We start from the raw sequence: 14,396 nt of genomic DNA on the forward strand, positions 1-14,396 counted from the left end.
TGCCTATGAGGAGGCACGATTCCATGCCGGACTTCGTCGGCGCCGTCGATCAGGGAACGACGAGCACCCGCTTCATGATCTTCGACCATGGTGGTAACGAGATCGCCCGCCACCAGCTCGAACACGAGCAGATCCTGCCTCGAGCCGGCTGGGTGGAGCACAATCCCACGGAGATCTGGGAGCGCACCCGGGCGGCGATCGAGACCACGCTGACCAAGGCCGACCTCGTGGCCTCCGACCTGGCCGCGCTCGGCATCACCAACCAGCGCGAGACCTCCGTGGTGTGGAACCGCACCACTGGCCGGCCCTACTACAACGCCATCGTCTGGCAGGACACGCGCACCGACCGGATCGCTTCGGCGCTGGAACGCGACGGCAAGGGCGACATCATCCGGCGCAGGGCGGGCCTCCCTCCCGCGACGTACTTCTCCGCAGGGAAGATCCAGTGGATCCTGGAGAACGTCGACGGGGTACGTCAGGCGGCCGACGCCGGCGAGGCGATCTTCGGCACCACCGACACGTGGCTGCTGTGGAACCTCACCGGCGGTGTCAACGGTGGCCTGCACGTCACCGACCCGACCAACGCCAGCCGTACCATGCTGATGGACCTGGAGACCCTGGACTGGGACGACGAGCTGCTGTCGTTCTTCGGCATACCCCGCCGGATGCTGCCGGCCATCGTCCCCTCCTCCCACCCGGAGCTGTACGGGCGCACCCTGGCCGACGGCCCGCTGGGCGGAGAGGTCACGCTGGGCGGTGTCCTGGGCGACCAGCAGGCCGCCACCGTCGGGCAGGTCTGCTTCGAGGTCGGCGAGGCCAAGAACACCTACGGCACCGGCAACTTCCTGCTGCTCAACACCGGCACCTCCCCGGTGCGCTCCAAGCACGGCCTGCTGACGACCGTGTGCTACCAGTTCGGCGAGGAGCCGCCGGTGTACGCGCTGGAAGGCTCCATCGCGGTGACCGGCTCGGCCGTGCAGTGGCTGCGCGACCAGCTAGGCATCATCGCGGGAGCCGAGCAGAGCGAGTCGCTGGCCCGGCAGGTCGACGACAACGGCGGGGTGTTCTTCGTGCCCGCCTTCTCCGGACTGTTCGCCCCGTACTGGCGCTCCGACGCCCGCGGCGCGATCGTCGGCCTGTCGCGGTTCAACAACAACGCGCACATCGCCCGGGCCACCCTGGAGTCCATCTGCTACCAGAGCCGCGACGTGGTGGAGGCGATGCGCCAGGACTCCGGAGTCGCCCTCGACGTGCTCCGGGTGGACGGCGGCGTCACCGCCAACGACCTGTGCATGCAGATCCAGGCCGACATCCTCGGCGTGCCGGTCTCCAAGCCCGTGGTGGCGGAGACGACCGCGCTGGGCGCCGCCTACGCCGCCGGGCTCGCCGTGGGCTTCTGGAAGTCCACCGACGAGCTCAAGCAGAACTGGCAGGAAGACCGCCGCTGGCAGCCCCACTGGTCCCAGGACCAGCGCGAGACCGGCTACACCGCCTGGAAGAAGGCCGTCACCCGCACCCTCGACTGGGTCGACGTCGGCTGAGCCGCCTGGGCCGCGGCTTCCGCACGGCCATGCGGAAACCGCGGCTCCGGGTCCGCCTGATTTTTCCGAGATGAGGAGTCTGACCGTGACATCTGTACCACTGGGACCGGCATACCGCGCGGGAACGCTGCGCCGGATAGGCGAGAACGAGTTCGACGTGCTCGTCGTCGGCGGCGGAGTCGTCGGCACAGGCGTGGCGCTCGACGCGGTGTCCCGTGGCCTCTCGGTCGCGCTGGTGGAGGCCCAGGACTGGGCGGCAGGCACGTCGAGCCGGTCAAGCAAGCTCGTGCACGGCGGCCTGAGATACCTCGAACAGCTCGACTTCCGGCTGGTCAGGGAGGCCCTCAAGGAGCGTGGCCTGCTGCTGACCAGGCTCGCGCCCCACCTGGTGCGCCCGGTGCCCTTCCTGTTCCCGCTCCGCCGCCGGCTCTGGGAACGGCTCTATGTCGGCGCGGGGATCGCCCTCTACGACATGCTCGACGGCGCGCGGACCCTTCCCCGCCATCGCCACATGAGCCGGCGAGGCGCGCTGGCGGCCGCACCTGGCCTCAGTCCAGAGGCGCTCGTCGGCGCGGTCCAGTACCACGACGCGCAGGTCGACGACGCGCGGTTCGCGATGACGCTCGCGCGCACCGCCGCGCAGTACGGCGCCGCCATCGCGACCAGGGCACGCGTGACGGGGCTGGTCCGCGACGGGGCACGGGTCACCGGAGCGCACGTGCTTGACCTGGAGAGCGACCGCGAGATCGTCGTGCGCGCCCGCCAGGTGATCAACGCCACCGGGGTCTGGACCGACGAGACCGCCCAGCTCATGGGCAACCAGGGCGGCCTGCGCGTCCGGGCGTCCAAGGGCGTCCACATCACCGTTCCGCGTGACCGGATCAGGCTCGACACCGGCCTGATCCTCCGTACGGAGAAGAGCGTGCTCTTCACCATCCCCTGGGGCCGGCACTGGATCATCGGCACCACCGACACGGACTGGAGCCTCGGCATGGGCCACCCGGTGGCCAGCCAGGCCGACATCGACTACCTACTCGACCGCGTGAACCAGGTGCTGAGCACGCCGCTCACCTACGACGACATAGAGGGCGTATACACCGGTCTTCGGCCCCTCCTGGCCGGAGACGCCTCGGACACCGCCAAGCTGTCCAGGGAGCACACCGTCGCGCGGCCCGCCCCCGGGCTCGTGGTCATCGCCGGCGGCAAGTACACCACGTACCGGGTCATGGCCAGGGACGCCGTCGACGTGGCCGTACAGGAGCTGGACGCGGCCGTGCCCCCGTCCGTCACCGACCGGCTGCCGCTCCTGGGAGCAGAGGGGTTCGAGGCGCTGCGGAACGGCCGCGCACTTCTGGCGGCGCGCGCCGGCATCGACGTCGCCCGCGTCGAGCGCCTGCTCGGGCGCTACGGCTCGGCCATCGTGGATCTCCTCCACATGATCGAGGCGAATCCCGCCCTTGGCGAGCCCCTCGCCGGGGCGGCGGATTACCTCAGGGCGGAGGCGGTGTACGCGGCCTCGCACGAGGGGGCGTTGCACCTGGAGGACGTGCTGGCCCGCCGTACCCGCATCTCGATCGAGGAACGCGACCGCGGCCTCGCCGCCGCATCCGAGGTGGCCGCACTCATCGCCCCGGTGCTGGGCTGGGACGACGAGGACGTGCGGCGCGAGACGGAGGCCTACCGGACCATGGTGCATGCCGAGCTGGCCGCGGAGCTGCAGCCCGACGACCTGTCCGCGGACGCAGCGCGCGCGGACATCTGCGAGCCGTCCGCCCCGCGGACCGGCGACCGCGCGCTCAACGTCTGACCGGACCCAACCGCTGGGGGGCGGGCCGAGGAGATCTTCGGCCCGGCCCCGGTGGTGAAGGCCGCTGTCGCTAGCCGGCCGCCTTCGTGGTGAGCGTCACCCTGGCGAGCCAGGCTCCCCACCCGTCCTGCGGCTGGCTGTCGCCGATGCGCAGGTAGAGCGTGCGGCTCGTGCCTCGCAACTCGTCGAGGGCGAAGTCGTGCTTCCCGCGGTTGGACAGGTCGCGCACGTTGTTCGTCTCCTGCAGGATGGTGCGCCAGGTCTGGCCGTCGGGCGACGTCTGGACGAGGAACTGATTGCCGATGTCCAGGGTCAGCGTGCCGCCGGAGGTGTCGGCGGGCACCTGGAAGCGGTACGTCGCCGTGCTCGCGCCGTCGGTGAAGCGGGCACGGCCGTCGTACACCTCGCCGTTGAGCTGGGAGGCGCCCGCGTCGAGGAGCCAGGGCGTCTCGGCGTCGGTGCCGGGCGTGAAGTCGATGGTGTCGCCGACCACGGTCACCAGGCCCTTGCCGGTGAGGGAGCCGTGGTCGGACGTCACGGCGACCTGCACCGGGAAGCTCCCCGGCGCCGTGCCCTGCGGGACCGCCACCTGGAGGGTGAAGGTCTTGGACTCACCCGGCGCGACGGGCCCGAACTCGGCGCTCGCGGGCTGCACGCTCCAGCCCTGCGGGCCCGTCACGGTGATCTGACCGCTCGCGGCGTCGCGGGCGTAGTTGGACACGGTGACCTCCACCGGGACGGTCTGCCCCGCCGAGGCGACGACGCCCTCGACCTCCACGACCAGCGGCGAGGTGTCGGCCCGCCGGGGGTTCAGCAGCTCCACCTCGGCGAGCGACGTCGAGGCCGCGCCGCCGTTGCCGGTGACCCTGATCCGGTAGTACGCGTACGCGCCCGGATCGGCGATCTTGAACGGGCGGGTCTGCCGGCGCCATTGGAACGTCTCACCGTCGCGCTCGTCGAGGACCTTCCACTGGGCTCCGTCGTCGGAACCTTCGAGCACCCACGCCTTGGGATCCTCCGCCTCCGCCCTGGTGCCCGAGGTGAGCGTGTAGAAGCTCACCTGCTGCCCGCCGGTGAACTGGTACCGGATCCACGGCGCGGAGCCGGGCACGGACACCTCGGTGCCGGAGTCGTCGTCGAACAGAGCGGCCACGGCGGCGTCGCCGCTCGCTGACGGCGTGCCCCGCCCCTTGCCGGTCGCGTCGCCCAGCGGCGCCGGAACCTCGTCGCCCTGGGTGATCGACGGCGGGGCAGCGTCCGCGCCGGTGCCCCAGCGCGAGGGCTTCGGCCCCATGTCGAACTCCAGCACGCCGCCGCGCGCGAGCAGGTCGTGCGGCAGGTAGGTCTTGGTGTAGGGCCTGCCGTCGACCTTCAGCCCCTGCACGTAGACGTTGCGGCGGCTGTTGTCCGGCGCCTTGACGACCAGGTCCTCGCCGTTCTCGAGGTGCACGGTGGCCTTGGTGAACAGCGGCGAGCCGATCACGTAGTACGGGCTGCCCATCTGCAGCGGGTAGAAGCCGAGGGCGCCGAAGATCTGCCATGCCGACATCTCGCCGTTGTCCTCGTCGCCCGGGTAACCCTGGCCGATCTCGCTGCCGGTGTAGAGGCGGGACAGCGCTTCGCGCACCTTGGCCTGGGCCTTCCACGGCTGCCCTGCGTAGTTGTACATGTAGATGATGTGGTGGGACGGCTGGTTGCTGTGCCCGTACTGGCCCATCCGGACGTCCCGGGCCTCGCGCATCTCGTGGATGATCCCGCCGTACGAGCCGGGGAACGTGGCGGTCTCCGGGGTGGCGAAGAACCTGTCGAGCTTGTCGGCGAGGCCGGCCTTGCCGCCGTAGAGATTGGCGAGCCCCTGCCCGTCCTGCGGCACGTGGAAGGCGCTGTTCCAGCCGTTTGTCTCGGTGTAGTCGTGGCCCCACTCGCGAGGGTCGTAGGTCTTCGGCTTGTTGCGCCAGGTGCCGTCGGCGTTCCTGCCCTGGAAGAAATCCACGGCTGGGTCGAACATGTGCACGTAGCCCCGCGCGCGGTTCAGGAAGTACTCGTGCTCCTCCAGGTACCGCTTGCGCTCCGCGCCGGTCGATCGGCCGGCGAGCGCCTCGGCCATGTTCGCGATGCCGAAGTCGTTGATGTACCCGTCCAGGGCCCAGGACATCGCCTCGCCGGTGGACCCGATCGAGGTGTAGCCGAGGAACTGCGAGGTGGACAGGCCCTTGCGACCGACGTGACGGGTCGGCGGGGCCACCGTGGCGTTCTTGATCGCCGCTTCGTACCCCGCCTTGGCGTCGAACCCCGTGACGCCCTTGAGGTAGGCGTCGGCGAAGGCGACGTCCGAGCTGGTGCCGACCATCAGGTCCGCGTAGCCCGGCGAGGACCATCGGGCGATCCAGCCGCCGTCCTTGTACTGCTGGACGAAGCCGCCCGCCATCTCGGCGGCGTGTTCCGGGGTGAGCAGCGAGTACGCCGGCCAGGTGGTGCGGTAGGTGTCCCAGAAGCCGTTGTTGACGTAGACCTTCCCGTCGGCCACGGGGGCGCCGGTCTGCTTGGGCGTGCTCGCCGGGGTGGTCGTCGACGACTGCACCGCGTGCTTGTAGACGGGGGCGGCAGCGGTGCCTGTGTTCTCGAACCCGGAGTTCGGGTAGAGGAACAGCCGGTAGAGGTTGGAGTAGAGCGTCACCAGCTGGTCCTCGGTCGCCCCCTCCACCTCGATGACCCCGAGCTTGGCGTCCCAGGCCCGCTGCGCCCGCTCCTTGACCGCGTCGAAGGTGTCGGAGGGGGCGATCTCCAGCTGCAGGTTGTGCTTGGCCTGCTCCACGCTGATCAGCGACGAGGCGATCCGCATGGTGACGACCTTGTCGGCGCCGGGGTCGAAGGCGAGGTAGCCGAGCACGTTGTCGCGGCCTTGCCCGGTCAGCATCGAGCCGCCGGTGACCGGCTTGTCGAAGACGGCGTAGAAGAACATGCGGGTCGCACCGGTCGACAGGCCGCTGCGCACGTCGGAGTACCCGCTGACCGTGCCGCTTGCCGTGTCGAGGGTGAGGCCGCCGTTGTTGTTGACGTTGTCGAAGATGAGCTTGGCGGCATCCCCGGGGAAGGTGAAGCGGAACATCGCGGCATGGTCGGTGGGCGCGATCTCGCTCTTCAGCCCGTTCTCGAAGGTCACCCCGTAGTAGTGCGGCTGGGCAACCTCGTTCTCGTGGCGGAAGGGCAGTGCCCGCGCGGTACGGGACGGGTCGGGGGTGCCCTCTGCCGTGGACGGCATGACCTGGAACGTCTGCCGGTCACCCATCCACGGGCTCGGCTCGTGGCTGGCGGTGAACGCCTGGATCTGCGGGAGGTTGGCGGCGTTGTTCGCCCGGTGGTACTCGTACAGCCAGCTGATCGAGCCGGCGTTGGTCATCGGCGTCCAGAAGTTGAAGCCGTGCGGCACGGCAGTGGCCGGGAAGTTGTTCCCTCGGGAGAAACCGCCCGTCGAGTGCGTGCCGCGGGTGGTGACCACGTGCTCGGAGAGCCTGACGCCGTCCGCGCGCGGGCCGCTCGCCTGGTAAGGCTGGCGCTTCCGCGCGGTGACGATCTTGATGTCGTCGACCCAGCCGCGGAACCCGGCGGGGCCGGCGGGGCTGTCGTAGGCGACGAGGATCCGCTTGATCGTCTTGCCTCGGGCGACCCGGCCGATCTCCGCTTGCCTGTAGTTCCACTGGTCGGCGTACAGGGTCTTGGACTCCCCCTGGCCGCGCGGGCTCAGCAACGCCCCGTGCTGGTCCGTGGCGCGGAGCTCGCTGAGGTAGGAGCCGTCGTCGAAGGCCAGGTCCACCGACACGTAGGTGCTGGGATAGCGCAGGTCCGCCGCCGTGAACTCGGGGAAGACCACATAGGACAGCTCGGTGCTCGGGGCGACCGGGATGTCGACCTCGAACACCTTGTTGTAGGAGTAGCCACCGCTCTCGGCTGTCGTGGTGCCGCCGTACTGCAACGCCTTCAGCCCGGTGAAGCCGGCCCTGGGCTTGGAGACGAAGCCGCCGTTCGGCCCGGTGCCGACCTGGCTGCGCATGTCCGTCGGCGGCTTGGGGCTCGTGTCGCCGTCGGAGAGCTCCCACTCCGCGAGCTGGACGATGGAGGCGCCTCCGTTACGGGTGATGTTCAGCCGGTAGTAGGCGTACGCGGTGGTGTTCGCGAAGGTGTACTCCTTGCGCTGGAACCGCGCGCCGAACGTCTCCTCGGTCCTAGTGTCGAGCGTCGTCCAGTTCTGCCCGTCCTGCGAGCCCTGGAGTTGCCAGTCGCGGGGATCGCGCCCGGGCGCGTCGTTCGCCGACGTCAGCGCGTAGCGCACGACCGCGACCGGCGAGGAGAGCTTGTAGTGTGCCCAGGCCGTGCCGGCGAAGACGAGCCACTTGGTGTTGGTGTCGCCGTCGGCGAGGTTTTCCTTGACCTCTCCCCCGGCCGTGTTCTCGCCGCTCGCTGCGATCTCCGTGATCGCGTCGGCGATGCTTCCGGGGATGCCTCCGGGCGTCGTCCCGGTGACGTTCGCGGCCTTCTTGCTGCCTTCGGCGTCGGTCTCCGCGGTGTTGGTCCAGGTCGGCTGGGTGTCACCGGATTCGAGGGAGGAGTAGAAGGCGGCTCCCTCGGCCTCGGCGAGGGAGCGGCCGTTCGCCGCCGACCGGCGTAGCTCCGCCTCGGGCGGGGTCGCTTCCGGCCGCTCGGGTCCGGGCGGGGGGCTGTACGACGGGCCGGGGGTCGGAGTCGCCGACGGGCCCGGGTTGGGGACCGGGCCGGATGCGAAGGCGGCGGCCGGTGTGGAGACGAAGAGCGCGGCGGCCGCGCATGAGGCCACCAGAAGAACTCGACGTCGTGGGGGGTGAGGGCGTTTCATCGGTACCTTCCGTGGGTCAACCGGAGGGGATCGCGGAGGTGCGGCAGAAGTGCTCGATTGGCGGTGCCGCTGGCCTGAGGAAATTGACAACGTTGTCAATCCGAAACTGTTAGGAAACTTCTCAAACCGGAATCAGCGTGTCAAGAGTCCATTTCTGTGGCAGGTGGGTAGCGAATGCTCCCGCTTCGCAGACGTTGGCGGCCGTCCTGGCCAGGCCTGCGTCGTGGACGACAGGTGGCCGCCGCTCGATTCGAGCACTCAGCGGGTGGACCGCACGCTGGAGGGGTTCGGCGCGGAGGTGCTGGTCTTCGACTCGTACGTGAAGACGCCCGGGAGCGTGGAGCTGGACGAGCTGCTGTCGCGCTCGCGGTTCGTGTCCCTGCACGCCCGCGCCACGCCACGCGGCGAGCCGCTCGCCCACTGCGCCAACCCCGCGCCGGTCGGCCTCTGAGCTACCCCTTGAGCGCTCCCGCCATCAGGCCGCGCATGAAGAAGCGGCCCAGCAGCACGTAGATGAGCATCGTCGGGACCGACGCCAGGATGGCCGCGGCCATCTGCTGGCTGTACGGCGTGGCCTGGGCCCCAGCGATGTTGTTCAGCATCACCGTGGCGGGCCAGCTCGTCGGCCCGGTCAGGAAGACGGCGAACAGGAAATCGTTCCACAGCGACGTGAACTGCCAGATGATCACCACAGCGATCGCCGGCCCCGACACCGGAAGCACCACCGACCAGTAGGTCCGCAGCATGCCCGCGCCGTCCACCCGGGACGCCTCGATCAGCTCGTCCGGGATGGTGACGTAGTAGTTGCGGAAGATCAGCGTGCAGATCGGGATGCCGTAGATCACGTGGGCCAGCACCAGCCCGGGGATGGCGCCGTAGAACTGCAGCCCGGTCAGCTCGTTCAGTCCCACCAGGAGCTGCACCAGCGGGATCATCACACCCTGATACGGGATGAACATGCCGAACAGGAACAACGTGAACAGCAGGTCGGCGCCCGGGAAGCGCCATTTCGACAGCACGTACCCGTTCATGGAGCCCAGCGCGCACGACAGCAGCGAGCCGGGCACCGCGAGCAGCACACTGTTCCACAGACCCGGAGCCAGCTTCTCCCAGGCCACCCGCCACGCCTCGACGGTCCAGGTCTGCGGCAGGTTCCAGGCCTGGCTCGGGTCGGCCTCGGTGAGCGGCTTGAAGCTGGTGACCAGCAGGACGTAGATCGGGATCAGGAAGACGACCACGAGGGCCAGCAGCACGCCGAGCCGCACCCCGGTGGACACCCGCCGCCGTCCGGCCGCGACCGCCGTCATGACCGCCTCTCCTTTCGCACGGACCAGATCAGGTACGGGACGACGAAGATCGCCACGCTGAGCACGATGTACGAGGCGATGGTGGCGCCCTTGGCCGGGTCGTGCGAGTCGAACACCGCCACCCACATGAAAACGGCGGGCACGTCGGTGATGATCTGCTTGCCCGACACCGCCACGATCAGGTCGAACACCTTCAGCGAGATATGGCCCAGGATGATCAGCGCCGAGAGCGTCACCGGGCGCAGCAGGGGCAGCACCACGTGCCGGTAGACGCCCCACTCGGTGCAGCCGTCGACCCGGGCGGCCTCGCGCAGTTCCTCGGGCACGCCCCGGAACCCCGCCAGGAACAGTGCCATGACATATCCAGACATTTGCCAGATGGCGGGGATGGCCATGGCGGCCATCCCCCAGTCCGGATCCCGGAACCACTGCCACTGCGGCAGCCCGATCGCGTCGAACAGCCGGTTGAGCCCGACCGCCCGCTCCTCCATCCCCGAGTTCATCAGCCACCGCCACACGATGCCGGTCGCGACGAACGAGATGGCCATCGGGAACAGATAGACGGCCCGGAACGTGGCCTCGCCCCTGATCCCCTTCTCCATGAGGAAGGCGAGGAGCCAGCCGAGCACCAGCGCGCCCAGCACGAACACGACCGTGAACATGATCGCGTGGTTGACCGATAGGTGCCATCTGGGCTGGTCCCAGAGCCCGATGAAGTTCTCCAGCCCGACGAACCTGCCCTCCGACACCTCGTCGTGCTTGTCGGTCATGGCCAGCCGGAAGTTCCAGCCCAGCATGCCGTACACGAACACGCCGATCGCCACGATCGACGGGGCGACGAGGAGCAGGCCGGGCAGCCAGGTGCGTACCCGCCTCACAAGCATTCCCTCCGAAGGGGCGGTGGCAGGCGCCGGCTGACGGCGGCGCCTGCCGTGCCGCGGTTCACTGAGCGTTGGCCTGCGCGGCGTCGGCCAGCGCCTTCTGCAGCCCGGCCACGTCCTTCGTGCCGATGAACAGGCCCACGGCCTCGTTGATGGAGGCCAGCCAGGGCTGGTTAACCGCCACGCCGTGCTGGATGGAGCCGGCCAGCTTGTTGCTCGACCAGTCCTTCAGCGCGTCGGCCAGGTAGTCGGTGTAGAGGGAGTGCTCGGCGTCCTTGCGTGCCGGGATCGAGCCCTTCTTCGGGTTGAAGGCGTCCTGACCCTCCTTGCTCGCCGCGACCTTGAGCCAGGCGACCGCACCGTCACGGTTTTTGGCGCCCTTGGGCAGGGTGAAGCTGTCGGAAAGCCACAGGTAGGTGCCCTCCGTACCTGGCGCGGGCGCCCAGTCGAAGTCGGTCTTGGACTTTTTGCCCAGGCCTCCCTCCGGCGGGTTGTGGAAGTAGCCGTACGCCCAGTCGCCCATCACGTTGAAGGCGGCCTCGCCGTCCGCCACTTGCTTGGCAGCGGGCTGCCAGTCGTCCTGCGGGTCACCTGCGTACGACATGATCGTCTTGAACTGCTCCAGCGCCTTGGTCACCTGCGGGCTGTTCCAGTCGGCGCCCGGCTTGAACAGCGCGTTGTAGGCGTCGGTGCCGAGCGAGCCGAGCAGCACGCTCTCCATCAGGTGGGTGACGGTCCACTCCGAGCCGATGGACAGCGGGACCTTGCCCTTGGCCTTGACCTTCTCCAGCGCCGCGACGAACTCCTCCAGCGTCTTCGGCGCGCCCGCGACCCCGGCCTCCTTCAGCACCGCCGGGTTGAACCACAGGACGTTGGACCGGTGGATGTTCACCGGAACCGAGTAGATCTTGCCCTGGACGCTGATCTGATCGACGAGCTGGGCCGGGAAGGCGTCCTTGAGCTTCAGCTCGTCGTAGAGGAAGTTCAGCTCCTCCAGGTCGCCCGCCTTGATGTAGCCCTGCAGCTCGGCGCCCGCGTGCCCCTGGAAGGTGTCGGGCGGGGTGTCGGCTTGCAGCTTCGACTGCAGCAGCGCCTTGGCCTTGTCACCGGAGCCGCCGGCCACTGCGGCGTCGAAGAAGGTGTAGGACGGATTGCGCTCCTCGAAGATCTTCCGCATCGCCTGCAGACCGTCGGCCTCACCCGGTCCGGTCCACCAGGAGAACACCTCGACCTGCTTCTTCGCGTCACCGCCGCCCTGAGTGGGCTGCGCCGCCTGGCCGCCGCCACCTCCACAAGCCGACAGGCTCAGCACGCCGGCCATCACAACGGCGGCGGCCGCCGTCCAGTGTGAGCGCATTCTTCGCCGCATCGCACATCATCCCTTCGCGGAAACCCCCGAGGTGGTGATTTTGACAACGTTGTCAGCAGGGCAATCAAGCCACTTCGCACTCCCGGACGTCAAGGCATGTGCGGATAACAGCTCCGCAAACTCAGGCCCACCCGGTCTCGGGGGCGGAATGGCCGGCCTCGCCGGGCACGCTCCAAGGCATGGCCGACGAGGCCCTCGACCTCGGCCAGATCTCCTTCTCCGACTGGCACGTCCACATGGACAAGATGACCGCCGAGCGCTTCGACCAGCAGTGGGATGTCGCCCCGCGCCAGGCCGCACGAATGCAGGAGACCGGCCACCGTCGAAGAGGCCAAGGAGCGGTTGAGCGAGCGGGGCGCGGTCTGGCCAACCACGGCACGTGGGGGGAGGCCGGCCCACCGAGCCGCGGCCCTCGGCATAAGCAGGACCATCCCGACACCGGCCGCCGCGAACACGGCGCCGAGGGCGAAGACGAAGGTGAACGCGCCCTCGCCCGGCAGCGCCGAAGGGACCATCGAGTGAGAGCCGAGCATCGCGATGACGGCAGACGGCTTCGCGAGCGGGAGGGAATGGACGTGCGGGCTTACTCGGTCTGCGAAGAGCTCTGGTCCAGCGTCTGCACGCGCTGGACGATCTTCCACTCGCCGTTCACCTTGCGGAACGTGTCGGTGTAGGTGCCGGTGGCGTAGACGGCGGGCGCCTTCTCGGTCTCCGCGACCCAGTACCAGGACCGGGCGGTGGCGGTCGTGCCCGCCACCTCGATCATGGCGGGCCCGGTCATGTGCCGCTTGCCCTTGGTGAAGCCCTTCGCGGCCAGATCGACGAACATGGCCTTGATCTCGTCCCGGCCGTCAGCGGAGCCGAAGGGGCTCCTGTAGCGGCCGTCCTCGGCGTAGAGGTTCGCATAACCGTCGGCATCGCGCAGATCGATGTACATCTGGTGATGGTCGATCACCTCACGGATGGCGAGGCGGTCATCGGGGTTGTCGCCCTGCGCGGCCGTGGCGTCGCCGCCCAGCAACACGCCGGCGGCCACCGCGCCGGCCACGACACCCATGACGGGGGCGAGGACCCTCCGGATGCTGTTCATGTCGACTCCTTCACGACAAGGTAGTTGGTATAGAAGATGACAGTCACAACTTTGACTATGTAGAGGCTATTCCCACCCCGGATGTGGCGTCCACCCCCTATCCATCATAGTCATTTTCTTGACTATCAAGAGAGTGTCTTAGATGATGGGGGCGTAGGAACCACCTCAGCGAGGGCAGTGATGGCGACAACTGTGGAATTGACCCGCTTCCGGGTGCCACCGGAGAAGGTCCAGGCGCTGCTGGCGGCCCGAGCGGGCATGCTGGCCGACTTCCGTGCCGATCGCGAGGGCTTCCTCGACGCGAGACTGGTACGTCTGCCCGATGACGAGTGGCTCGACATCGTGGAATGGCGCTCAGCAGAGGACTTCGCGGCCTCCCGCGGCAAGGGCGCGAACCTGCCGGGCATCGCCGCGTTCTTCGCCGCGATCGGCGAGCTGGTGAGCGTGGAAGAGGGCACACGTGCCGACGGGGGTGAGCGGTGATGCGCGCCGCCTGGTACGACCGGCAAGGACCGGCGCGGGAGGTGCTCACCGTCGGAGAGCTGCCGACTCCGGAGCCTGGTCCCGGCGAGGTGCGCGTCAAAATCGCGGTCTCCGGCGTTCACGTGGGCGACCTGGGCAAGCGGCAGGGCTGGTGGGGATCGACCATGGCCTTTCCCCGGGTGATCCCGCACGGAGACGGCGCGGGAGTGATCGACGCGGTCGGCTCCGGCGTAGACCCGCACCGGGTCGGCGAGCGGGTCTGGGTGTTCCTTGCCCAGTCCTACCGCCCGTACGGCACCGCCGCCGAGTACACAGTGGTTCCGGACGGGCACGCCGTGCCCTTGCCCCCCTCAGTGCCGTACGAGCAGGGAGCGCTGCTGGGCATCCCGGGCATCACCGCCCACCGGGCGATCTTCGGAGACGGCCCGGTCGGCGGCCAGACGATCGTGGTGACCGGCGCGTTGGGCGCCGTCGGCAGGGCCGCTGTGGCCGTCGCCCGTCGCGGCGGCGCGACGGTCATCGCCACCGTACGGCGGTCCTCCCAAGGAGAGCAGGCCCTTGACGCGGGCGCCCACCACGTGGTGGACGCCTCCACCGGAGATGTGGTCGAGCAGATCTTGAAGATCGCTCCGGAGGGCGTCGACCGAGTCGCCGAGGTCGCCTTCGACACCGGTATTGCCACGGACGCCGACATTCTCCGGTACGGCGGCACGGTGGCCACCTACGCCACGGGCGCGACTGATCCGGCGGTGCCGTACTGGCCCATCGCCTTCAAGAACATCACCGTGCGCTTCCTCAGCAACGACGACTTCCCCGAACCGGCCAATGAGGCGGCCGCCGCCGACCTCACCGCCGCTGTGGCCGCAGGCGACCTGCGCTACCCGATCGCCAGCCGCTTCCCGCTCGACCGGATCGCCGAGGCGCACGAGGCTGCCGAGACGCTGGGCTCCACCGGCCGGGTCGTGATCGAGCTCTGAGCCCGCCGGCGCCCGCATCACGTCCACGTGCCCGATCCGAGCGTGTCCGTAGGCCATGCCGGCCGTTGGCA

The 14,396-nt window shown here is 69.1% G+C and carries 10 protein-coding genes; 5 read left to right on the forward strand and 5 right to left on the reverse strand.

What is annotated here, in order from left to right; genetic code table 11:
- Nucleotides 1-23 precede the first annotated feature (23 nt).
- Together glpK and EDD27_RS16885 are read left to right on the forward strand one after the other, a co-directional pair.
- Entirely contained in the window at nucleotides 24-1,541 is a 1,518-nt protein-coding gene (glpK, locus tag EDD27_RS16880; protein WP_127933288.1) for a glycerol kinase GlpK, read from the forward strand.
- 85 nt (nucleotides 1,542-1,626) lie between these two features.
- Nucleotides 1,627-3,348: a glycerol-3-phosphate dehydrogenase/oxidase gene (locus EDD27_RS16885; protein ID WP_127933289.1), complete on the forward strand. Its 1,722-nt coding sequence runs from the start codon at nucleotides 1,627-1,629 to the stop codon at nucleotides 3,346-3,348.
- Between the two features lie 70 nt (nucleotides 3,349-3,418).
- Here the strand turns inward: EDD27_RS16885 and EDD27_RS16890 are convergent, their stop codons facing one another.
- A complete protein-coding gene (locus tag EDD27_RS16890) occupies nucleotides 3,419-8,179 on the reverse strand; it encodes a GH92 family glycosyl hydrolase (protein ID WP_206641454.1) in 4,761 nt (1,586 codons plus the stop codon).
- A 262-nt stretch (nucleotides 8,180-8,441) separates the two neighbouring features.
- Between EDD27_RS16890 and EDD27_RS55520 the strand changes: the two genes are divergently transcribed.
- The gene (locus EDD27_RS55520; protein WP_206641455.1) at nucleotides 8,442-8,669 is read left to right on the forward strand and encodes an NAD(P)-dependent oxidoreductase; all 228 of its coding nucleotides are present in this window, start codon (nucleotides 8,442-8,444) and stop codon (nucleotides 8,667-8,669) included.
- Between the two features lies 1 nt (nucleotide 8,670).
- Here the strand turns inward: EDD27_RS55520 and EDD27_RS16900 are convergent, their stop codons facing one another.
- The 4 genes from EDD27_RS16900 to EDD27_RS16915 form a co-directional block, all read right to left on the reverse strand.
- Nucleotides 8,671-9,525, reverse strand: coding sequence for a carbohydrate ABC transporter permease (locus EDD27_RS16900; protein ID WP_127933291.1), 855 nt, complete (start codon nucleotides 9,523-9,525; stop codon nucleotides 8,671-8,673).
- Entirely contained in the window at nucleotides 9,522-10,409 is an 888-nt protein-coding gene (locus EDD27_RS16905; protein ID WP_127933292.1) for a carbohydrate ABC transporter permease, read from the reverse strand. Before EDD27_RS16905 ends, EDD27_RS16900 begins: the two co-directional genes overlap by 4 nt.
- Before the next feature lie 58 nt (nucleotides 10,410-10,467).
- The gene (locus EDD27_RS16910) at nucleotides 10,468-11,775 is read right to left on the reverse strand and encodes an ABC transporter substrate-binding protein (RefSeq protein WP_241564083.1); all 1,308 of its coding nucleotides are present in this window, start codon (nucleotides 11,773-11,775) and stop codon (nucleotides 10,468-10,470) included.
- A 583-nt stretch (nucleotides 11,776-12,358) separates the two neighbouring features.
- Nucleotides 12,359-12,865, reverse strand: coding sequence for a nuclear transport factor 2 family protein (locus EDD27_RS16915; RefSeq protein ID WP_127933293.1), 507 nt, complete (start codon nucleotides 12,863-12,865; stop codon nucleotides 12,359-12,361).
- 180 nt (nucleotides 12,866-13,045) lie between these two features.
- Between EDD27_RS16915 and EDD27_RS16920 the strand changes: the two genes are divergently transcribed.
- Both EDD27_RS16920 and EDD27_RS16925 read left to right on the forward strand, forming a co-directional pair.
- Complete coding sequence (locus EDD27_RS16920) at nucleotides 13,046-13,348, forward strand: antibiotic biosynthesis monooxygenase family protein (protein ID WP_127933294.1); 303 nt, start codon at nucleotides 13,046-13,048, stop codon at nucleotides 13,346-13,348.
- A complete protein-coding gene (locus tag EDD27_RS16925; protein WP_127933295.1) occupies nucleotides 13,348-14,325 on the forward strand; it encodes an NADPH:quinone reductase in 978 nt (325 codons plus the stop codon). The genes EDD27_RS16920 and EDD27_RS16925 overlap by 1 nt, the downstream gene beginning before the upstream one ends.
- The last annotated feature ends 71 nt before the right edge of the window (nucleotides 14,326-14,396 follow it).

This window comes from Nonomuraea polychroma, from assembly GCF_004011505.1.
Classification (GTDB): Bacteria; Actinomycetota; Actinomycetes; order Streptosporangiales; family Streptosporangiaceae; genus Nonomuraea; species Nonomuraea polychroma.

What these genes read in the sequence shown, in the direction of transcription:
- glpK (WP_127933288.1), top strand. Translation starts at nt 24, where the DNA reads ATGCCGGACTTCGTCGGCGCCGTCGATCAGGGAACGACGAGCACCCGC.
- EDD27_RS16900 (WP_127933291.1), bottom strand. Translation starts at nt 9,525, where the DNA reads ATGACGGCGGTCGCGGCCGGACGGCGGCGGGTGTCCACCGGGGTGCGG.
- EDD27_RS16905 (WP_127933292.1), bottom strand. Translation starts at nt 10,409, where the DNA reads ATGCTTGTGAGGCGGGTACGCACCTGGCTGCCCGGCCTGCTCCTCGTC.
- EDD27_RS16910 (WP_241564083.1), bottom strand. Translation starts at nt 11,775, where the DNA reads ATGCGGCGAAGAATGCGCTCACACTGGACGGCGGCCGCCGCCGTTGTG.
- EDD27_RS16915 (WP_127933293.1), bottom strand. Translation starts at nt 12,865, where the DNA reads ATGAACAGCATCCGGAGGGTCCTCGCCCCCGTCATGGGTGTCGTGGCC.
- EDD27_RS16920 (WP_127933294.1), top strand. Translation starts at nt 13,046, where the DNA reads ATGGCGACAACTGTGGAATTGACCCGCTTCCGGGTGCCACCGGAGAAG.
- EDD27_RS16925 (WP_127933295.1), top strand. Translation starts at nt 13,348, where the DNA reads ATGCGCGCCGCCTGGTACGACCGGCAAGGACCGGCGCGGGAGGTGCTC.